General features: G+C 68.7%; 18 protein-coding genes. 10 read left to right on the top strand and 8 right to left on the bottom strand.

Features of this window, described 5'->3' with window-relative positions:
- Positions 1 to 2: 2 nt before the first annotated feature.
- Complete coding sequence (locus tag BM297_RS20120) at positions 3 to 1,289, bottom strand: NAD(P)/FAD-dependent oxidoreductase (RefSeq protein ID WP_217648295.1); 1,287 nt, start codon at positions 1,287 to 1,289, stop codon at positions 3 to 5.
- A gap of 287 nt (positions 1,290 to 1,576) precedes the next feature.
- Here BM297_RS20120 and BM297_RS20115 point away from each other — a divergent pair, with 287 nt between their 5' ends.
- The gene (locus BM297_RS20115; RefSeq protein WP_217648294.1) at positions 1,577 to 2,875 is read left to right on the top strand and encodes an MFS transporter; all 1,299 of its coding nucleotides are present in this window, start codon (positions 1,577 to 1,579) and stop codon (positions 2,873 to 2,875) included.
- A gap of 11 nt (positions 2,876 to 2,886) precedes the next feature.
- Here the strand turns inward: BM297_RS20115 and BM297_RS20110 are convergent, their stop codons facing one another.
- The 6 genes from BM297_RS20110 to BM297_RS20085 all read right to left on the bottom strand — a co-directional run bounded on the left by BM297_RS20110 (position 2,887) and on the right by BM297_RS20085 (position 10,092).
- Complete coding sequence (locus BM297_RS20110) at positions 2,887 to 4,086, bottom strand: helix-turn-helix transcriptional regulator (protein WP_092435269.1); 1,200 nt, start codon at positions 4,084 to 4,086, stop codon at positions 2,887 to 2,889.
- Between the two features lie 64 nt (positions 4,087 to 4,150).
- Complete coding sequence (locus BM297_RS20105) at positions 4,151 to 5,218, bottom strand: acyl-CoA dehydrogenase family protein (RefSeq protein ID WP_092435266.1); 1,068 nt, start codon at positions 5,216 to 5,218, stop codon at positions 4,151 to 4,153.
- 12 nt (positions 5,219 to 5,230) lie between these two features.
- A complete protein-coding gene (locus BM297_RS20100) occupies positions 5,231 to 6,397 on the bottom strand; it encodes an acyl-CoA dehydrogenase family protein (RefSeq protein ID WP_092435263.1) in 1,167 nt (388 codons plus the stop codon).
- 398 nt (positions 6,398 to 6,795) lie between these two features.
- The gene (locus BM297_RS20095) at positions 6,796 to 7,773 is read right to left on the bottom strand and encodes an acetyltransferase (protein WP_092435260.1); all 978 of its coding nucleotides are present in this window, start codon (positions 7,771 to 7,773) and stop codon (positions 6,796 to 6,798) included.
- A gap of 10 nt (positions 7,774 to 7,783) precedes the next feature.
- Positions 7,784 to 8,983 carry a sulfotransferase family protein gene (locus tag BM297_RS20090; protein WP_092435257.1) on the bottom strand — a complete coding sequence of 400 codons (1,200 nt, stop codon included), beginning with the start codon at positions 8,981 to 8,983 and terminating at the stop codon, positions 7,784 to 7,786.
- The gene (locus tag BM297_RS20085) at positions 8,980 to 10,092 is read right to left on the bottom strand and encodes a DUF1214 domain-containing protein (protein ID WP_092435255.1); all 1,113 of its coding nucleotides are present in this window, start codon (positions 10,090 to 10,092) and stop codon (positions 8,980 to 8,982) included. The genes BM297_RS20090 and BM297_RS20085 overlap by 4 nt, the downstream gene beginning before the upstream one ends.
- Positions 10,093 to 10,335: 243 nt before the next feature.
- Here BM297_RS20085 and cysD point away from each other — a divergent pair, with 243 nt between their 5' ends.
- From cysD to BM297_RS20055, 6 genes are all read left to right on the top strand, one after another.
- Positions 10,336 to 11,232 (top strand): sulfate adenylyltransferase subunit CysD, encoded by an 897-nt coding sequence (gene cysD / locus BM297_RS20080; protein WP_092435252.1) that lies wholly within the window; start codon positions 10,336 to 10,338, stop codon positions 11,230 to 11,232.
- Positions 11,232 to 13,109 carry a sulfate adenylyltransferase subunit CysN gene (gene cysN, locus BM297_RS20075; protein ID WP_092435249.1) on the top strand — a complete coding sequence of 626 codons (1,878 nt, stop codon included), beginning with the start codon at positions 11,232 to 11,234 and terminating at the stop codon, positions 13,107 to 13,109. The genes cysD and cysN overlap by 1 nt, the downstream gene beginning before the upstream one ends.
- An 89-nt stretch (positions 13,110 to 13,198) precedes the next feature.
- Positions 13,199 to 13,666, top strand: coding sequence for an SRPBCC domain-containing protein (locus tag BM297_RS20070; protein WP_092435246.1), 468 nt, complete (start codon positions 13,199 to 13,201; stop codon positions 13,664 to 13,666).
- A gap of 39 nt (positions 13,667 to 13,705) precedes the next feature.
- Positions 13,706 to 14,497 carry an SDR family oxidoreductase gene (locus BM297_RS20065; protein ID WP_092435243.1) on the top strand — a complete coding sequence of 264 codons (792 nt, stop codon included), beginning with the start codon at positions 13,706 to 13,708 and terminating at the stop codon, positions 14,495 to 14,497.
- 78 nt (positions 14,498 to 14,575) lie between these two features.
- Positions 14,576 to 15,031 (top strand): nuclear transport factor 2 family protein, encoded by a 456-nt coding sequence (locus BM297_RS20060; protein ID WP_092435341.1) that lies wholly within the window; start codon positions 14,576 to 14,578, stop codon positions 15,029 to 15,031.
- A gap of 260 nt (positions 15,032 to 15,291) precedes the next feature.
- Entirely contained in the window at positions 15,292 to 16,455 is a 1,164-nt protein-coding gene (locus BM297_RS20055; protein WP_092435240.1) for a helix-turn-helix transcriptional regulator, read from the top strand.
- A gap of 182 nt (positions 16,456 to 16,637) precedes the next feature.
- Here the strand turns inward: BM297_RS20055 and BM297_RS20050 are convergent, their stop codons facing one another.
- The gene (locus tag BM297_RS20050) at positions 16,638 to 17,396 is read right to left on the bottom strand and encodes a glucose 1-dehydrogenase (RefSeq protein WP_092435238.1); all 759 of its coding nucleotides are present in this window, start codon (positions 17,394 to 17,396) and stop codon (positions 16,638 to 16,640) included.
- A 215-nt stretch (positions 17,397 to 17,611) separates the two neighbouring features.
- Here BM297_RS20050 and BM297_RS20045 point away from each other — a divergent pair, with 215 nt between their 5' ends.
- The 3 genes from BM297_RS20045 to BM297_RS20035 all read left to right on the top strand — a co-directional run.
- Entirely contained in the window at positions 17,612 to 17,977 is a 366-nt protein-coding gene (locus BM297_RS20045) for a hypothetical protein (RefSeq protein WP_092435235.1), read from the top strand.
- Positions 17,978 to 18,056: 79 nt separating this feature from the next.
- Positions 18,057 to 19,313, top strand: a complete 1,257-nt coding sequence (locus BM297_RS20040; RefSeq protein WP_092435232.1) for a TolC family protein — start codon at positions 18,057 to 18,059, stop codon at positions 19,311 to 19,313.
- Positions 19,310 to 20,370 (top strand): efflux RND transporter periplasmic adaptor subunit (locus BM297_RS20035; protein ID WP_092435229.1); only part of this gene is annotated, 1,061 nt, incomplete at its 3' end. The genes BM297_RS20040 and BM297_RS20035, both read left to right, overlap by 4 nt.

Genomic DNA, 20,370 nt, shown 5'->3' with positions numbered 1-20,370 from the left:
GCTCAGACGAGGTTGAACTTGTCGGCCCAGCGCGCCGCCGGGATCAGCACGCGGCGGATCTTGGTTTCGAACAGGCCGGGGAACTGCACGGCCCTCGGGGTTTCCAGCGGCAGCACACAGTCCTGCAGGCGGCCGCCGACCAGCGCATCGGCCAGGTTGACGCCCAGCAACGGGCCGAGGACGTTGCCCCAGGAGCCGAAGTTGTTCAGCGCCAGCACGCCATCGGCGACCTGGTACAGCTTCGGGTAGCAGGCGTCGTAGACCGAGGACGAATTGGCGGTCATGCCGGTCCAGTAGGACTCCAGCTCGATGCGCGTGTCGCCGAGCTGCGGGTAGGTGCGCCACAGGTAGCGCAGGAAGTAGGCGAAATGATCCGCCGCCCGTTGCGCGCGGCCGGCGGCCGGAATGGTCGCGGTGATCAGGCGGTTGCGACCGTCGATGACCAGCGGATACAGGCCGGCCGGATACTGCATGAGGGCGACCCGCGCCGGATTGATGATCTCCAGCGCCGCCTGGGGCAGCGGCCTGGTCGCCAGACCGCAGGCCACCAAGGGGAACTGGGTACGGGCCAGCTCAGGGAAGAAGGCATTGCCGACGTGGCCGTTGGTGCAGAGCACCACCTGTTGGGTGCGCACGCTGCCGACGGCGGTGCGCACCCACCAGGACGAGCCGCTGCGCTCGCAACCCACCACGCTGGAGTTGCCGTACACCTCGGCGCCCAAACCGACGGCGGCGGCGATCATGCCGTTGGTGAACAGGAACGGGTTGACCCGTCCGCCTTCGCGCCAGTGGATGCCGTAGCTGTAGGCGTCGGTGCCGAGCAGCTCCTTGAGGCACTCGGCGCCGACCACATCCACGGCATAGCCGAAGGCCTTCCACTTCTTCACCTTGGCGTCGAGCGCGGCATGCCGGCGGCTGGCCGCATCGACCATGCCGGACTGGGCCGCATCGGCCTGCAGCCCATGCTTGCGGCACAGATCGAAGACCACGTTGCGGTGCTCGATGAAGTAGTCGGTAAAGCGCTTTCCGCCGTCGGCATGGCTACGCAGGGGGTCGAACGAGCCCAGATAGGGCTGCACATGCCCCGCGTTGCGGCCGGAGGCGCCACTGCCCGGCTGGTCGGCCTCCAGCACCACGACCCGCACGCCGCATTCGGCCAGGCGCAAGGCCAGCGAGGCGCCGGCCAGCCCGGCGCCGACCACCACCACGTCCGCCTCGATGTCCCGATCCAGGGCCGGATAGGCCGGGATTTCCCCTGGCAGCGGCCAACCGCTGAAGCGAATGGGCACCACCCCTGCTTCATAGGCATCCGCTGCCGGAAAGACGGGAACCTGTCCCGCCACTGCATACCGAAACCCTCGCCAACTCACTGCCGCCTCCTCGAATTCACTGCGCAGCACACGCTGCGGACTGCTCGGGGCGCGGCGGGATCGCCCCGCCACTGCCTGTCGCAGCGGTTTCGATCCTATTGAGGAGGCGGAGCGGCGCTCCAGTACCAGCTGGTACTGCTGGGGGAGATCGGTCGCTGGGTAGACTCCGGGCCGGACTTTCCGACCCATCACCTGAGAGATCGAGCATGGCGCGTATGCAACAGACGGCAGTGGCGCTGGATGGCGCAGCGCTAGCGGAGGCCGCCGAAAACCGCCCGGCTCCCCAGGCAGTGGCGGCGGCCCTGCCCGACCAGCGCCAGGCCTGGCTGCTGGTCGCTGGCCTGGCGGTGGTGCTGTGCGTGATCTTCGGCACCACCATCAGCGCGCTGGGCCTGTTCACCCTGCCGATCACCGCGGACCTGCACTGCAGCCACGAACAGGCCGCGCGCTTCGCCACCGCCTTCATGCTCAGCATGACCCTGAGCATGCCGCTGGCCGGCTGGCTGCTCGACCGCCTCGCGCCGCGCCCGGTGATGACCGCCGGCAGCGTGCTGGCGGCGCTGGGCTACCTGCTCGCCGCCGGCAGCCCCGACATCGACCGGCTCACCCTCGCCCTGGCGCTGGCCGGCATCGGCGTCGGCGCCTCGACCTATGTCCCGGCCATGACCCTGGCCTCGCGCTGGATGGCCCCCGCCCGGCAGGGCCTGGCCTTCGGCATCCTGCTCGCCGGGGCCGCCATCGGCGGGGTGATCTTTCCCACCCTGCTCACCCGGCTGATCGGCGAACTCGGCTGGCGCAGCGTCATGCAGCTCATCGCCGGCCTGATCCTGCTGGTCTGCGTGCCCCTGCTACTGTGGTTGGCGCGCCTGCCCGAAGCGCCGGCGGCGGCCAGCCGGCACGCAGCGGAGGCGCTTGCCGGCCACGCCATCGGCCAGGTCCTGCGCATGCCCCGCTACTGGCTGTGGATCGTCATGCAGCTGCTGCTGACCATGAGCGGCGTGGGCATCTACATCTCGCTGGTTTCCTGCCTGGTCGCGGCCGGCTATTCGGCGCAGGCCGCCTCCAGCTGGTACGCCGGGGTGGGCGCCGCCTCCCTGGCGGGCAATTTCCTGTTCGGCGCGCTGAGTCAGCGTTTGTGCGCCAGGAGCATCCTGCTGTGCGGCAACGCCATCGGCATCGCCGGCCTGCTCTGCCTGCTGCTCGCCCAGCACCCGGCCTGGGGCCTGGTCGCGCTCGCGGTGTTCACCCTGAGCTGGGGCACCACCTTCAACCTGGTCAACCAGCTCGCCCCGCTGCTGCTGGTGGAAGCCGTGGGCCAGCGCAACTTCGGCAGCCTGCTCGGCATCGGCAACCTGCTCGGCGGGCTCGGCGCGGCGTTCGGCCCGGCCGCCGTCGGCTACCTGGTCGACACCACCGGCAGCTACGCCCCTGCCCTGCTGCTCTGCGCGGCCCTGGCGGCCGCGGCCACCCTGCCGATTGCCCTGCAGCAACGCGCTGTCGCCTAGTGATGCGCCGCTCAGCGCAGCAGGGCGAAGCTCTTGAACAGGATGCGCACCAGGTCGGTCTGGCCCTTGATGCCGAGCTTGGCGTAGATGTTCTTCGAGTAGTTGCGCGCGGCGGTCACCGCGATGCCCATCTGCCCGGCGGCTTCGCTGATGGTCTGTCCGCCGGCCAGCAGCGCGGCCAGCCGGGCTTCCTGGCGGGTCAGGTCGAGCAGCTGGGCAATCGGCTCCGCCGCGGAACCGCCGGCGAGCGGCTGCATGGCCAGGCTCTCGGTCAGTTCCGAGAGGTAGATGATCGCGCTCGGCACGTGCCGGCCCTGGTAGTAGTAGTCGAGCAGCGGCGCCGGGGTCGCCAGCATGCCCAGCAGCACGCCATCGCGGGCCTGCAGGCGCACCAGCTCGCCGCGGCAGTGCCCGCCCTCCCGCGCGCCGGCCGCGACGGCATGGGCTATCGCCCTCTCCAGCGCCTGCTGGGCCGCGCGGTCCTGCAGCTGCACCCGCCCGTGGCTGAGTTCGATGCCGCGGTGCTTGTCGACAATGCCCCTGGCAGCCCGGTTCGCGCAGAGCAGCCGGCCATCGCCATCGAGCAGCAGGCAGCCGAGCAAGAGATGATCCAGGCAGCCCTCATAGATCGCCTTTTCCGCCTCCTGACGCTTGAGCCGGGCGTACAGCCCGAGGGCGCGGGTCAGGTGGGGCAGCAGCGCCGCAACCAGCTCCCGCTCGGCCGCCGAGAACGGCCGAGCAGGCAGTGTCCGCCCACGGATCACGTCGACCCAGCAACGCATGCCGCCGGGTTCGGCGAAGCAGGTCCGCAGGCAGCTGGCGAGATTGAGGGAGACCATGTGCGCGGCGCACTCGGCATCCACATCCTCGGGGCCGAAGACGATGAGGTCGCCCGGCATCAGCGACTTGGGATCGACCAGCTCGATATGCGCGAAACGCTCGCGGTAGAGCCTTTCCGCCAGCAGCCAGTCGGTGTCGTCGTCCTCCTCGACCGACATCACCTGAATATCGGTTGGCCGGTCCTCGGCGTGCAGCAGGGTCACCGTGACGTTGATCGCCGCCAGCACCTGCCGCAGGCGTTCGGCCAGCCCGCCCCAGGGCCTGGCCTCGTTCAGCCCCTCGTAGGCCAGCCCGATCAGTTCGGGCAGCACAGCGGCGCCAGTGGCCGGTGACGGCGCGACCGGACGCTTGAGGACAGCGACAGCCTCCATGGGATTACCTCGTAGCGGGCAACGCCCTCCCCGCCGGGAGGGCTGAAGGATGTGCTGTGGGCGATCAGCCGGCGGCAGCGAAGGTGTGGCCGGCGCCGGCGGCCACCAGGCCGCCGAACAGCGCCTCGCGGATCCGTGCCTTGTCCGAGCCGCGTCCGCCCCAGGCCTTTTCGAGCGCCCAGGCACGTTTCATGAAGATCTGCAGATCCATTTCCCACGTGTAGCCCATCGCGCCATGGACCTGGATGGCGTTCTTCGCCGCCAGCAGCGCCGCCTCGCCGCAGGCCAGACGGGCATGGGAGACCAGCACGTCCTGGTCGGCCTGGCCGCGGGCAATGGCGTAGGCGGCGCGATACAGCGGCGGCTTGGCGAACTCGATCTGCACCGCGACGTTGGCCATCAGGTGCTTGATCGCCTGGAACGAGCCCACCGGCTTGCCGAACTGCTTGCGTTCGAAGCTGTAGTCCACCGCCAGGTCGACCATGCGCATGGCCAGGCCGAGCAACTGGGCGGCAGTGCCCAGATTGCCGCGGTTCAGGCTGGCGGCCCACAGCGCCCGGCCCTGCTCGCCGGCGGCCACGCAGGTGGTGGCGCTCGGCGTCCAGTCGACGCGGAACAGCCGGCGGCTGGGGTCAACGGAAGGGTTGGCGGTCAGGACCGCCGCGGCGCTCGGCACGGCATGCACCTCGTCGCCGTGCGGTAGCAGCAGCAGGTCGGCGACATGGGCGTCGGCCACCAGCGCATGACCCGGCTGGCCCACCGCCAGCCGCGCCTCGCCCGCGGCCACCCGGCGCAGCCATCCGTCCTTGAGATGCGCCTGGGTCTCGTCAAGAGCCGCCAGCAATGGCACGCCGACCAGCACGGTATCCACCAGCGGCTCCTGCAGGCCGGCATAGCCGCACTCCTGGGCGATCAGCACGAAATCCAGCTCGTTCATGCCCAGCCCGCCATGGCTTTCCGGCACGCTCAGCGCCGGCAGGCCCAGCTCGACCAGCTGCGTCCACAGCGCGTCGCTGCGCCCGCCCGGGCTGTCCCACAGTTCGCGGATCAGCTCGGGCGTCACCTCGTTGGTGAAGAACTTGTGGACGCTCTCCTGGAGCAGCAGTTGATCGTCGCTGAAGGTAAAGTCCATGGTCGCTGCTCCTCAGGCCCGCGGCATGCCGAGCATGCGCTCGGCGATGATGTTGCGTTGAATCTCGTTGGTGCCGGCGTAGATCGGCCCGGCCTGGGCGAACAGGAAGCCGTCCAGCCACTGGCCGACCTCGCCGGCGTCCGGCGCCTCCGGCAGCAGCTCGGCGCGCTGGCCGAGGATGCTCAGGGCGGTCTCGTGCATGCGCTGGTCGAGTTCCGACCAGAAGATCTTGTTGGTCGACGACTCCGGGCCGATCCTGCCGCCCTGCACCAGCCGAGAGGCGGTCATATAGGTGCTCAGGGTGTAGGCCTCGGCGTCCAGCCAGGCGCGCATCACCGCCTCGCCGATGGCCGGGTCGTGGTCGGCCTGCTCGCGGTTGGCCAGGTACAGCTGCAGCAGACGCCGCGCGGTTTCCTGGAAGCGCGCCGGCGAGCGCAGCATCAGCCCGCGCTCGAAGCCGGCGGTGGACATCGCCACGTGCCAGCCCATGCCCTCGCCGCCGAGGACGTTCTCCACCGGCACCTTGACGTCGTCGAAGAAGATCTCGGCGAAGCCCGGCAGGCCATTGAGCTGGGGGATCGGCCGCACGGTGACGCCCGGGCTGTCCAGCGGCAGGAGGATGAAGGTCAGGCCGTGGTGGCGGGTGGAGTGCGGATCGCTGCGAAAGATGCCGAACAGCCAGTCGGCCCACACCGCGCGGGTCGACCAGATCTTCTGGCCGTTGAGCACATAGTGGCCGCCCTCCCGCTTGGCCGTGGAGCGGATCGCCGCCATGTCCGAACCGGCGCCCGGCTCCGACCAGCCCTGGGCCCAGATGTCCTGGCCGGTGGCCATGCGCGGCAGGAAGCGCGCCTGCTGCTCGGCGGTGCCGAACTCCATCAGGGTCGGGCCGAGCAGGAAGATGCCGTTCTGGTTGACCCGCGCCGGCGCACCGGCGCGGTAGTACTCCTCCTCGAAGATCAGCCACTCGATCAGATCGCAGCCGCGTCCGCCCAGCTCGGTCGGCCAGGTCACCATGCCCCAGCGCCCCTCGTTGAGCCGGGCCTCCCAGGCGCGGTGCTGCTGGAAGCCCGCTGCGGTGTCGAAAGAGGCCAGCGGTGTGGCGGGCACGTTGGCGGCCAGCCAGGCGCGCACCTCGGCGCGGAAGGCCTGCTGGGCCGGGGTGTAGTTCAGTTCCATGGTCAACCTGCCTCAGCCTGCGAATCGGGCGCTGCGCTTCTCGGCGAAGAAATCGGGCGCCTCCCGAGGTAGCCCGGGCCACGGATGTCCATGCGGCGCATTCCTCGGTCTTGTTCGTGGGGGGAGCCGCGCGGCCGGACTGCCGGGAGGCCCCACGCCCCGGATTTAACCGCCGCGCCAGGGGGCCAACATCGTCCGATGAGACTAACGCGCAAGCCGCATGGTGACTGGCCTGCAGGGGGGCTGCGGGCAGGGCAATCGCATGAAGCCAATTTCCCGGTCTGCAGGGGCGAATTCATTCGCCTTGCGGGGAATTTTGGCGAATAAATTCGCCCCTGCAGCGGATGATGCGATTGCCCTGGGGACGGCTGGCCTGGGGACGCCGTCGAGCGTTGCCGTCAGCGAAGAGCGCGCGCGGGATAGCTGGTCAGGAATGCCGCCACGAAATCCTCCAGCGTCGCGTCCGGCAAGCGGTTGATGCCCGCGGCGCGCTTGCGGCCGCCGCCGCTGGGGTAACGCCGGCAGAAGGCATCCGCCGACAACGTCGCGTCGGCGGGTACCCGCAGGCTGAACTGCCAGTTACCGTCGGCGCGCGCCGAGAGCAGACCCAGCGCGCGCTGTGGTTCGCCGGCCGCCAGCTGGTTGGCCAGCACCCCGCTGACCCGCCGCGCCCAGGGCGCGGCAGGCAGGCGGTAGACCCTGGCCCCCGGCCCCTCCCGCCACGGGCGCAGGGCGGCGGCTTCCGCCATGTCGGCCGCATGGCCCTCGCGCAGCCTGGCGAAGCACGGGCTGCCCTGCACGAAGTCGAGCGGGTCCTGGTACGGCAGCAGTTCCGCCGCCAGCGCCAGCGGGTCGAAATGCAGATCGTCCAGCTGCTCGCCGTAGGCGTTGTAGTTGAGCAGCAGGCCCAGCTCGGCGAGCAGCGCGGTGTCGCCCTCCCCCAGTCCGTGGCGGCGGGCCAGGGTTCGTGCCGGCCCCGGCATGCCGTCGCCGAAGGCCGCCGCCACCGCCCAGCGGTGGAAGCGGCCATCGAGGAAGCGATCCACCAGCAGGCTGGTGCAGACGTCCGCGGCGGTGTCGATGAACGACGCGAACCCCGGGTGGACCGGCAGCTCGCCGGCGAAGTGGTGGTCGAAGTAGCGCACGCCGGCACCGCCTGCGAGCAGTCGCGCCACGTCCGCGCGGTTCTGCTCATGGGCGATGTCCAGCACCGTGACCCGCGCGCCGGCGCCGGCCTGCACCCGTTCGAGCAGGCCGATGTCGCGTTTCACCCCGCTGACCAGGCGCACCGCCGCGTCCAGCTCGCCGGCCAGGCGCAGCTGCTGCAGGGCGCACAGCCCGTCGGCATCGCCATTGAAGGCGCAATGATCCAGCATGTTCGCCTCCTCAGCGCATCCGCTCGCCGTTGGCGTCGAGCTGGACGGCGTGACGGGCGCGATAGGCGCCGTAGTCCTCTTCCAGGCGGGCCTCGTCCAGGCCGAAGGCGGCCGCGTCGTACTGGTGGGCGGCGCGCTTGTCGCGGCCGTTGAGCGCCAGCCAGGCGGCCATCGCCACTCGGGTCGCCGGCGCCAGCTCCAAACCGGCGAAGCGGTAGATGCGCTCCACCACCTCCAGAGGCGCGTGCACGGTGTCCTCGAAGCGCACGTCGAGGAAAGCGCCGGCCGGCATCCGCTCGCGGACCGCCATGCTGTGGCGCAGGGCGCGGGCCATGCGGCTGTTCCACTGCTCGCCGACCTGGGCCGGGTCGGCCTGGTCGCTGTACATCTGCCAGAGGGTATGGATGAAGCTGGCCAGCGAGGGAATGGTCTTGCCCGGATCGCGGTGGGTGAGGATCACCTGCGCGCCGGGGAACACCTGCAGCAGCAGCTCCAGGGTATGCAGGTGCTGCGGGCTCTTCAGCAGCCAGCGCCGCCCCGGGGCGATGCCGCGGCGGGCCTGCTGCCACTGCAGGAACTGCAGGGTCTTCTTCAGGTAGGCGTAGACCTGGGTCTGGTCCTGGCGATCGAGCCAGGCGGTGTAGTCCGGCACGTTGACGTAGGAATCCATGGCGCAGAGGAAGGAGTGCTCCATCAGCATGAATTCCTCGTCCGGCTGTTCGGCGTCCAGCGGGTGGATGGCGAGGATCTGCGGCACGAACTCGATCATCGCCGCCACTTCGCCGCGCGCCCGGCCGATGCGCTGGTCCGGCTGCTCCAGGCTTTCCCCGGGCAGCGGCGCCGGATAGCGGGTCTCCCACCACTGCGCCTTGCTGAACTGCGGGTCCACCGCCAGCAGGCGCTGCAGCAGGGTGGTGCCGGTGCGCGGCAGGCCGACGATCACCAGCGGGTCGTCGACAGGCTGCTCGAGGATCTCCGGGAAGCGCTTGCAGTGGTCCTCGATCACCAGGCGGTTGGCCAATTGCGACACCAGCTTCTCGCGCAGCAGCGCCGCGCCCTGGGCCGACAGGCGCGACTGGCCGTGCAGGGCCGGCTCCAGCACGCGCAGGGCCTCGCGAAAATCGCCGGGACCGAAGTCGTCCAGCCCGCCGACGCGGGCGCTGGCCTCGGCCAGCAGGCTGTCCGGGGCGAAGGAAACGGAATGGCTCATTGCAGCTCCTCGAGGTGGGCGAGCTTGACCACGCGGGTGGTGGGATGGACCGGGTGCGTGGCGCCGACCCAGCGCAGGCAGTAGGTGCCGTTGCTATGGCCGGCGGTTTCCAGCCAGTTGGCCAGGCCGGGGTCGCGATGGCTGAGCACCAGACGCACGCCGCCGTTGGCATCGAGCCGCGCCGAGCGCTTGTTCAGGCAGATGCGGTGGTAGCGGTAGTCCAGCGACTCCATCCAGTAGTTGTCGATCTGCAGGTTCCAGAAGTCGCAGTCGGGTACCTGCTCCACCTCGATCAGCAGCGCCTCGTCCGCCGCCAGCTTCCAGTAGCCGTGGTAGTAGAAGATGTTCGGATCGCCGCCCACCGCCTGGCACAGCGCCTGGTCGGCCGGCGGCAGCTGGTTCAGCCGGGCTTGGTAGCCCTCGGCCCAGTCGGCGAACAGCCGCGCGGTGTTTTCGACGAAGCTGGCGACCCGGCCCAGGCTCTGCTGCAGACGCTCGGCAGTCAGCGGCTGCGGCTGCTGCTGGCTATCCAGCCGCTCGATGCGCAACTGGGCCGGCTGCTCGGCGGCGCGGTCGAGGAAGGTCTGGCGCACGATCAGTGCGTTGCTCTCCGGTTCGATGCGCAACCAGTTGCCGGCGGCCGGCGGCTGCTGGCTGAGGATCAGCTCGAAGCTGCCGTCGGCCTCCAGCTGCAACTGGCTGGCGTCGATGAAGCCGGTCTGGATCATGGTGCCGTCGCTCTCGTAGCCGCCCTTCTGGGTGCCGAAGCTGAGGTAGGCCACGCTGCCGCGCCGGCCACTGACGCGGTACTGGTTCTCGCCGTTGAGGCGGGCGTACTGGTACAGGTTGTCCGGGTTGTCGGCGCCGATCTTGGCCGTCTCGTGGGACGGCGAGAAGAAGCCGGGGAAGTCCGGGTCGGCGAACTCCAGGTGCATTTCCAGGGCGATGCGCAGCAAGCGGGTGAGGTAGCGGTAACCCTCCGCGCGGTTCAGCGCGTCGCTGGGCGCCTCGGCCCGCAGGATCTGCTCGCCGCAACGCTTGAGCTGGTCGCAGAAATCGCTCCAGACCTGCCCGCTGCACACCTGCCGTTCGATCTCATCTGTCGCCATGTCGGTCTCCTTTGGTCCGGCGCGATGGGCGCCGCTGTCGTCACCTTAGGGAGGCCACGGACATCGATTCTTCGTCTGGGCGGACTAAAAAGCGCGCAGCCGGTGCGCGGCCGGAAACCCTGCTCGTCGAGGGCGGTAAAAGTTCGTCTGGTCAGACGAAGAAGCCAGAGCGGCAGCTTCCCTACCGTGGAAAAAATCCGGCCCGCAGCCCGCGGCGCCGGTCCCCTCCCACGGAGACAAGCGATGCTGACTCACCTGCAACGCCTGGAAGCGGAAAGCGTCCAGATCATCCGCGAAGTGGTCGCCGAGTGTGAGAACCCGGTGATGCTCTACTCCATCGGCAAGGACAGCGCAGTGATGCTGCACCTGGCGATGAAGGCCTTCGCCCCGGGCAAACCGCCCTTCCCCCTGCTCCACGTGGACACCACCTGGAAGTTCCGCGAGATGATCGCCTTCCGCGACCAGACCGCCGAGCGCCTGGGCCTGGAGCTGCTGGTGCACGTCAACCCCGAAGGCGTGGAGCGCGGGATCAACCCCTTCGAGCACGGCTCGGCCCTGCATACCGACATCTGGAAGACCCAGGGCCTCAAGCAGGCGCTGGACCACTACGGCTTCGACGCCGCGTTCGGCGGCGCCCGCCGCGACGAGGAGAAGTCGCGCGCCAAGGAGCGGGTGTTCTCGATCCGCTCCGCGCAGCACCGCTGGGACCCCAAGCAGCAGCGCCCCGAGCTGTGGCACCTGTACAACACGCGCAAGCGCAAGGGCGAAAGCCTGCGGGTGTTCCCGCTGTCCAACTGGACCGAGCTGGACATCTGGCAATACATCTACCTGGAACGCATCCCCATCGTTCCCCTGTACCTCGCCGCCGAGCGCCCGGTGGTGCGCCGCGACGGCACGCTGATCATGGTCGACGACCAGCGCCTGCCGCTGCTGCCGGGCGAGACGCCCGAGCTGCGCAAGGTGCGCTTCCGCACCCTGGGTTGCTACCCGCTGACCGGCGCCATCGACAGCGAGGCCGACAGCCTCGAAGCCATCATCCAGGAGATGCTGGTGAGCCGCACCTCGGAGCGCCAGGGCCGGCTGATCGACAGCGATTCGGCTGGTTCCATGGAGAAGAAGAAGCAAGAGGGGTACTTCTGATGAACGCGATTACCAGCCTGGACCAGTACCTGCAGCAGCAACAGCGCAAGGATTTGCTGCGCTTCATCACCTGCGGCAGCGTCGACGACGGCAAGAGCACCCTGATCGGCCGCCTGCTCTACGAAACCAAGGTGCTCTTCGAGGACCAGCTCGGCCAGCTCGAAGTCGACTCGAAGAAGCTCGGCACCCAGGGCGGCGAACTGGACTTCGCCCTGCTGGTCGACGGCCTGGCCGCCGAACGCGAACAGGGCATCACCATCGACGTGGCCTACCGCTTCTTCGCCACCGACAAGCGCAAGTTCATCGTCGCCGACACCCCCGGCCACGAGCAGTACACCCGCAACATGGTCACCGGCGCCTCCACCGCCGACCTCGCGGTGATCCTCATCGACGCCCGCCAGGGCCTGCTGGCGCAGACCCGCCGGCACAGCTTCCTGGTGTCCCTGCTGGGCATCCGCCAGGTGCTGGTGGCGGTGAACAAGATGGACCTGATGGACTATTCGGAAAGCGTGTTCCGCGCCATCGAGGCCGAGTACCGCGCCTTCGCCGCCAAGCTCGGGCTGACCGACATCCAGTGCATCCCGCTCTCCGCGCTCAAGGGCGACAACCTGCTGGAGCGCAGCGAAAGCATGCCCTGGTACCAGGGCCCCAGCCTGCTGCAGCACCTGGAAAGCGCCCCGCTGGACGACGGCCGCGCCAGCCGCACGCCCTTCCGCCTGCCGGTGCAATGGGTAAACCGGCCCAACCTCGACTTCCGCGGCTACGCCGGCAACGTCGCCGCCGGCGGCATTCGCGTCGGCGATCCGATCCGCGTCCTGCCGTCGGGCAGGCAAAGCCGGGTCAGCGGCATCCTCGGCATGGCCGGCGAGCAGCAGGAGGCGCTCTGTGGCCAGGCGGTGACCCTGAGCCTGGAGGACGAGATCGACATCAGCCGTGGCGATCTGATCACCCTGGCCGACGCGCCGGCGGCGGTGGCCGACCAGTTCGAGGCCACCCTGGTATGGATGGGCGAGGAGCCCATGCTGCCCGGCCGCCCCTACCTGATGAAGATCGGCTGCCGCACGCTGGGCATGAGCTGCGCCACCCTCAAGCACAAGGTCGACGTCAACAGCCTGGAACAGCTGGCCGCCCGGACCCTGCAGCTCAACGAGATCGGCGTGTGCAACCTCGGCCTCGACCAGCCGATCCCCTTCGACTCCTACGCGGACAACCGCGACACCGGCGGCTTCATCGTCATCGACCGGCTGAGCAACCAGACCGTCGGCGCCGGCATGCTGCACTTCGCCCTGCGCCGCGCGCATAACGTGCACTGGCAGGCCATCGACGTCGACGCCGGCGCCCGCGCCGCGCTGAAGGGCCAGACCCCGCGCATGCTGTGGTTCACCGGGCTGTCGGGGGCCGGCAAGTCGACCATCGCCAACCTGGTGGAACGCAAGCTGAACGCTCTGGGCCGCCACACCTACCTGCTCGATGGCGACAACGTGCGCCACGGCCTGAACCGCGACCTGGGCTTCAGCGAAGCCGACCGGGTGGAGAACATCCGCCGGGTGGCCGAGGTGGGCCGGCTGATGCTCGATGCCGGGCTGATCACCCTGGTCTCGTTCATCTCGCCGTTCCGCGCCGAGCGCGAACTGGCGCGCAGCCTGGCCGGCGACGACGCCTTCCTGGAGATCTTCGTCGACACACCGCTGGCGCTGGCCGAGCAGCGCGATCCCAAGGGCCTGTACCAGAAGGCCCGGCGCGGCGAGCTGAAGAACTTCACCGGCATCGACTCACCCTACGAGCCGCCGCTGGCGCCCGACCTGCGCATCGACACCAGCCGCGAATCGGCGGAAGCCGCCGCCGAGCGCATCGTCGACTACCTGCTGGCGCAGTGAGGCGCCCTTCGCCCGGGGCCGCCAGCCGGTCCCGGGCGGCTGCAGATCACTTCCAAACCCATCAACTGAGTGCCCAACAGGAGCGAGTCATGGCCAAGGCCGAAAACATCGTCACCTCGATCACGGTGGAAATCGACGCCCCCGCCCGAGTGGTCTGGGAAGTGCTGACCGATCTGGACAATTACCACGCATGGAACAGCTTCTGTCCGAGCATCAAGTGCGGCCTGCAGATCGGCGATCCGGTGCTGATGCAGGTACGTGTCCCCGATAGCGCCGAAACCGTTCCGGTCTTCGAATACCTGGTGGCCTGCGACCCCGAGCAGCTGTTGTCCTGGGAGCAGCGTCCCGTCCCGGAAAACATGGACGCCGCCCGCCGCGATCAGTACATCCAGGCCATCGACGCCAACCGCTGCAGCTATTTCACCACTGACATTTTCCTGGGTCTGAATCAGGACACCATCATGCGCGAGCACGGTGCCTGGGTGAAAAAAGGCTTCGACCAGATGGCCCTGGATTTGAAACGACGCGCCGAACAACTGCACGCCAGCCGCGCCTGAACAGTCCATTCGCACCACAACAACAAGAAGGTAATTGCCATGTTGCTGAAGGATAAAGTCGTCATCATCTCCGGTATCGGCCCGGGCCTGGGTATCAAGCTGGCCGTGCGTGTCGCCGAATACCAGGCCAAGGCCGTGGTGCTGGCCGCCCGCACGCCGGCCAAGCTGGACCAAGCCGAACAGGCCATCCGCGACGCGGGCTACGACACCCCGGTCCTCAAGGTCCCCACCGACATTGCCGATGTCGAACAGTGCCAGAAGCTCGCCGACCTGACGGTCGAGCACTTCGGCCGGATCGACGCGCTGATCAATTCCGCCTACTCCCATGGCGCCTGGGGCAGCTCCTCCGCGTCGTCCATGGACGACTGGCGCCAGGCCATGGACGTCAACCTGTTCGGCACCATGCAGATGACCCAGGCCGTGCTGCCGCAGATGAAGCAGCAGCGCTCGGGCAGCATCGTCATGATCAACACCATGGCCACCCGCGTCCCCAACCAGCTGGAATCCGGCTATGCCGTCTCCAAGGGCGCGTTGAAAACCGCCGTGCAGTACCTGGCCCAGGACCTCGGCCCGTTCGGCATCCGCGTCAACTCCACCTTCATGGGCTGGATGTGGGGCGCGCCGGTGATCGGCTACTTCCAGAGCGAAGCCCAGCGCCTGGGCGTCACCATGGAGTCGCTGGTCGACCAGGTCGCCCAGCAGATTCCGCTGCGCAAGATCCCCGAAGACGGCGACTGCGCCATGGCTGCCCTGTACCTGGCCAGCGACTACGCCAAGGTCATTACCGGCGCGCAACTGGACGTCAACGGCGGCCACTTTCTGCCCTGCTGACTAGCCGGGGCGACAGGGAAGTCGCCTCCTTTCGCTACTCCCAGAATGGCCCTCGCCCTTCCCCTGGAGATCACTGACATGCTGGATCTCGTTGCCATCGAGCAGATCAAACAGCTCAAGGCCCGCTATTTCCGTGGTATCGACACCTGCAACCTCGAACTGCTGCGCAGCATCCTCGCCCCCGAGGTGCAGATCCGCTTCGACAGCCCGACCTACCAACTCGAACTGAACGGTCTCGAGCAGGCCATGGAGTTCTACCGCACCAGCTTCACCAACCGCCGTTTCGGCATGCACAACGGCCACACCCCGGAAATCGTCGTCAACGGTGACGAAGCCACCGGCCTCTGGTACCTCAACGACGTCTTCATCAACCTCGACGAGCAGACCCTGCTCAACGGCAGCGCGATCTACGAAGATCGCTACATCAAGCGGGACGGCGAGTGGCGCATCCTGCGCACCGGTTACAAACGGCTGCTGGAGATGATCGGCCCGCTGGATCCCCAGTGGAGGATCACCTCTAAGCCGATCAACTGATCGGCAGCTTCCTGCTACCGCGCTGACAGGCCAAGCGTGCCCTGGCGGGCCCGCCATCCTGTAGGGGCGAATTCATTCGCCATGGGCCGCCACGCGGCCCCCGATGTTGCCCGGGCAGACCTCCGGCCTGCTTGGCGAATGAATTCGCCCCTACCGCTCATGCGAGTCCCGCACCTAGGCCAAACGGACGATTTGCCCGCCCTGCGGCGCGCAAATACTGGCCCCATCCAGCCTGACAACCACAACAAGCGAGGCGCGGGATGCACGAGTCGTCACATGCTCATGAACTGGCGGGGCTCGGCGCCCGCGAACTGAGCGACCTGCTCGCCCTGACCTACCGCGGCCCGCTGGAGCCTACGCCCTGGTCCGGCCTGCTGGAGGCGCTGCGCCTGCGCTTTCGCGCTAGCTTCGCGACCCTGGTGCTGCGCAACCCCGCCCACGACCGCCCCGGCCTGATCGTCAACGCCTCGGTCCACGGACCGCACCTGCCGGGCGAGCCGTCCTACAGCGAGCACTACTATTCGATCTGCCCCTTCCTCGACTGGCCAGCCGGCCAGGTGGCCAGCGCCGACCAGGTGCTGGGCCCGGAGGACTGGCTGGCCGACGACTTCTACCGGAGCTACCTGCAGCCGCTGGACCTGCGTTACGTGCTGGTGGCCAACCTGCGCACCGACGCCGGCATGCACTGCGCCCTGTTCGTCTGCCGTGACCATGCGGCGGAGGACTTCGACGCGTCGGAACGGGCGCTGATCGAGCTGCTCCGGCCGCACCTGCAGCAGGCGGTGGACCTGCACTCGACGGTCGACGAGCTGGACTCGGAGCGCCTGCTCTACGCCGCCACCATCGACCGCCTGCTGGTCGGCACGGCGATCCTCGACGAGACCGGCAAGGTGATGCGCAGCAATCAGGCCGCCCAGCGCCTGTTCGCCGCGCGCGATGGCCTGGAATGTCGCCAGGAGCGGCTGCACGCGTATTCCGCGCAGGACAACCGCCAGCTGCAGAAGGCCGTGCAGAGCGTGCTCCAGCATCACCAGCAGGGCCGCGACGAGTCGGTGGAAGTGCTCACCCTGTCCCGTCCGACCGGCGAAGTACCGTTGAACGTGCTGCTGCGCCCCATCGCCCTCAACTACGAAGGCCAGGGCCACGCCCGGCGGCCGGCCGTGGCGGTGTTCATCCGCGACCCGAGCGACTCGCCGCAGGCCTCGCGGCACCTGCTGCGCAGCCTGTTCCAGTTGACCCGCACGGAAACCGAGGTGGCCATGCTGATGATGGATGGTTTGACCCTGGACGAGAGCGCCGGGCGCCTGTGCCTCTCGCGCAATACCGTGCGCGCCCATCTGCGCGGGGTCTTCGCCAAGACCGGCGCGACGCGCCAGGCCCAGTTGGTCAAGACCCTGCTCAACAGCGTCGCCGCGCTGGCCTGATAGCGAACCGCGTGAACTGCCCCATGCCGCCCTCGGACGAGGGTGTGGGGTAGCTCACTGGCGATACGGCGCAGCGCGGGCAAAAAAAACCCGGCCTCGAGGCAGGGGAAAGGGTGACAAAGGGAAAGACCTGTCAGCACACGAAGACTTTCACTCAGGCAATTTCAGCCTGATGCACCGAGTCAGGCGGAGCCACCGATCAGCTGGGCATTGTCGACGCGGATCTCCGCGCCGTTGATGAAGCGCGACTCGTCCGAGGCCAGGAACAGCACCACGTTGGCGATGTCCAGCGGGGCGCACATGCGGTTCTTCGGATCCTTTTCCAGATCCTCCTGGGCAATCGGTTGACCACCGTGCAGGGCGCTGGTCATCGGCGTGTTGACGCCGTCCGGATGCACGCTGTTGCAGCGGATGCGGTAGCCCTGCTGCTTGCAGTGCATGGCAATCGAGCGGGTCATCGCCGCCACCGCGCCCTTGGACGCCGAATAGGCGCAGAACGCCGGCATACCGCCCAGTGCGGCCATCGACGACATATTGACGATCGAGCCGCCGCCGGTTTCCTTCATCGCCAGCACCGCGTACTTGCAGCCGAGGAAGTAGCCGGCGTTGTTGACGCTTTGCACCTTCTGGAACAGCTCCAGCGAGGTGTCCTCGATGGTGCCGACGGCGAGGATGCCGGCGTTGTTGACCAGTACGTCGAGGCGGCCAAAGGTTTCCAGGGTGGTATCGATCACCCGCTGCCAGTCGGCTTCGCTGGCGATGTCGTGGCGAACGAACAGGGCGGCGCCGCCGATTTCGGCAGCCGCACGCTGGCCGGCTTCCTCGTTGAGGTCGGTGAGCACCACCCTGGCCCCTTCGCGGACCAGCAGCTTCGCGTCCTCCAGACCGATGCCACTGGCGGCGCCGGTCACGATGCAAACCTTGCCTTCGACTCGTTTCATTGTTGTTCTCCCGTTGCTGGATCAGCGCGGATCGAGCCCGCATTCGACTGGATCCGATTCTTGCAACGGGCGGGAGGGGCAACATCGTCTTAGGAGACTAATCCCATTTGGCGCCACATTCCGAGTCTGGAGGGGGCAGAGACAGCACCTGCGCCTGGTCCTGAGGGCAAGGTAGAAATTGTGCCTCCCGCGAAGCGAGGACTAAACTGCCCTCCATGAAACGCTACCTGCGGCTCTACCTGGTTTTCCTGATCAGCCTGGCGCTTCCCTTCACGGGGATGGCGGGGGTACAGACGCCTGTGGAGCCCTGCCCGATGCAGATGAGCGACATGGCGGCCATGACGGCCATGGCGCAGACCATGGACATGGATGTGCTGCCCGACTGCTGCCAGGACATGGACAGCTCCGCCGGGCATGGCAAGCCCTGCAAAACGGGGCAGGAATGCAAGACCGCCAGCCTGCTGCAGGTGGCGACGACCAAACCCCCCGTTCCTCTGTCCGCCTCCCTGGCGGTATCCGATACCCACGATCTCCCGCCTGAGCAGTCTGCTTCCGGCCCTTGGCGTCCCCCTCGCGCCTGATTCCTGCTTTTCCCCGGATCGCTGCCCCCGCCCTGCGCGACGGCCGATCTCTGCGCGAAACATCACAGGAATCGAGAGCATGAACATCCAACGTCACTATCCGGGGTGGCCCAGCGCCGTTGCCCTGGTGGCGGCCGTGCTGGCCTCGCCGAGCCAGGCTGCCCCGCTGACTCTTGTCGAGGCCTTGCGCCTGGCGGAAGACAACGCCCCTTCGCTGGCCGCCGAGCAGGCCAAACTGCAAGCCGCCAGCAGTGCGGCCATTCCCGCCGGCGAACTGCCCGATCCCCAGCTGCGCCTGGGGGTGCAGAACTATCCGGTCGGCGGCCCCGAGCGCTGGAGCATCGACCGCGACTTCATGACCATGCAGACGGTCGGCGTCATGCAGGAAGTGCCCAACCGGGCCAAGCGCCAGGCGCGGGTCGAGGTGGCCGCGGCAGCGGTGGAGCGCGCCGCCGCCGAAGGCGTGGTCGAGCGTCTCAACGTCCGCCAGGCTACCGCGCTGGCCTGGATCGACCGCCTCGCGGTGGAACGCCAGCAGGCGCTGTTCGCCGACTTCTTCCGCGAGAATCGCCTGCTGGCCGCCGCCGTGCAGGCGCAGATCGCCGGCGGGCGAGGACCGGCCGCCGATGCGGTGCGGCCCAGACAGGAAGCGGCGCGCCTGGCCGAGCGGCAGGACGAGCTGGCCCAGCAGGAGGTTCGGGCACGCGCGGCTCTGCGCCGCTGGATAGGCCTGGCCGCCGACCAGCCGCTGACGGGCGACTGGCCGGAATGGTCTGTCGACCATGCCCGCTACGCCCACCAGTTGCCGCGACACCCGGCGCTGGCCGCCTTCGAGCCGATGACCCGCGAAGCCCAGGCCAAGGTGCACGAGGCGCAGGCGGAGAAGAAATCCGACTGGAGTTGGGAGTTCGACTACCAGCGCCGCGGCCGCGAGTTCGGCGACATGGTCGGTATGCAGGTGAGTTTCGATCTGCCGCTGTTCCCCGGCTCCCGGCAGGATCCGAAAATCGCCGCCCGGCATGCCGAACTCGCCCAGCTGGAGGCCGAGCGCGAGGCCCTGCTGCGCGAGCACGCCCAGCAACTGGAAGAGGATCTGGCCGACTACCAGCGGCTGCAGCGCGCCACGCAGCGCAACCGCGACAGCTTCGTGCGGCTGGCCCGCGAGAAGGTGGAGCTCAGTCTGGCCAGCTACCGCGCAGGCAAGGGCGATCTGCTCGGCGTCATCGCCGCCCGCCAGGAGCTGATCGAGGCGCGCCTGCGCCAGGTCGAGCTGGAGGCACAGCGCGCCCGGACCGGCGCGCGGCTGCATTTCGCCTACGGGGAGGCGAAGCCATGAGCGTGCGAATCGGCTCGACAATCGCATGGGGCGGCCTGACCCTCGTTCTCGGCGCTGGCGGGGGTTACTGGCTCGCCCAGCAGCGCTCGTCCGAGGCGGTCGACAAAGTCGAACCCACGGCCACCGCGCAGCACGACCGTCCGGTGCTGTACTGGTACGACCCGATGTACCCGCAGCAGCGTTTCGACAAGCCGGGCAAGTCCCCCTTCATGGACATGCAGCTGGTGCCCCGCTATACCGATGCCGCCGCGGACAGCGCCGCCGTCAGCATCGATCCGCGGCTGACCCAGAATCTCGGTCTGCGCCTGGCGACCGTCGCCCGCGGGCCCCTCGCCACCAGCCTGGAGGTGAGCGGCGTGCTGGCGTTCAACGAGCGGGACGTCGCGGTGGTCCAGGCGCGCACCAGCGGCTTCGTCGAGCGGGTCTATTCCCATGCACCGGGCGACGTGCTGGCAGCCGGCGCGCCGCTGGCTGACCTGCTGGTACCGGAATGGGCCGCCGCCCAGGAAGAGTTTCTCGCCCTTGCGCGCAGTGGCGATGCCGAACTGCTGGCGGCAGCCCGCCAGCGCCTGCGCCTGGCCGGGATGCCGGCGACGTTGATCGCCCGGGTGGAGCGCAGCGGCAAGGCCCAGCCAACCCTGACCATCGCCAGCCCCATCAGCGGCGTGTTGCAGGAACTGGCGGTGCGCACGGGCATGAGCGTGGCGGCCGGCGCAACCCTGGCGCGGATCAACGGCCTGGACAGCGTCTGGCTGGAGCTGGCGGTGCCGGAAGCCGAGGCCGGGGTGCTGGCCGCCGGCCAGACGGTCGAGGCGCGCCTGCCGGCCTTCGCCGGCGAGGTGCTGACGGGCCGGGTGGCCGCCATCCTGCCCGAGGCGAACGCCGATAGCCGTACCCTGCGCGTCCGCGTCGAACTGGCCAACCCCGACGGGCGCCTGCGACCGGGGTTGACAGCGCAGGTACGCCTGAATCGGGCGAGCGAACAGGGCGTGTTGTGGGTGCCGAGCGAGGCCGTCATCCGCACCGGCCGGCGGGCGCTGGTCATGCTCGCCGAAGA

Source organism: Geopseudomonas sagittaria, assembly GCF_900115715.1.
Classification (GTDB): Bacteria; Pseudomonadota; Gammaproteobacteria; order Pseudomonadales; family Pseudomonadaceae; genus Geopseudomonas; species Geopseudomonas sagittaria.
Note: the sequence above shows the minus strand (reverse complement) of the source record. Positions and strands in the feature narration are given on the sequence as shown.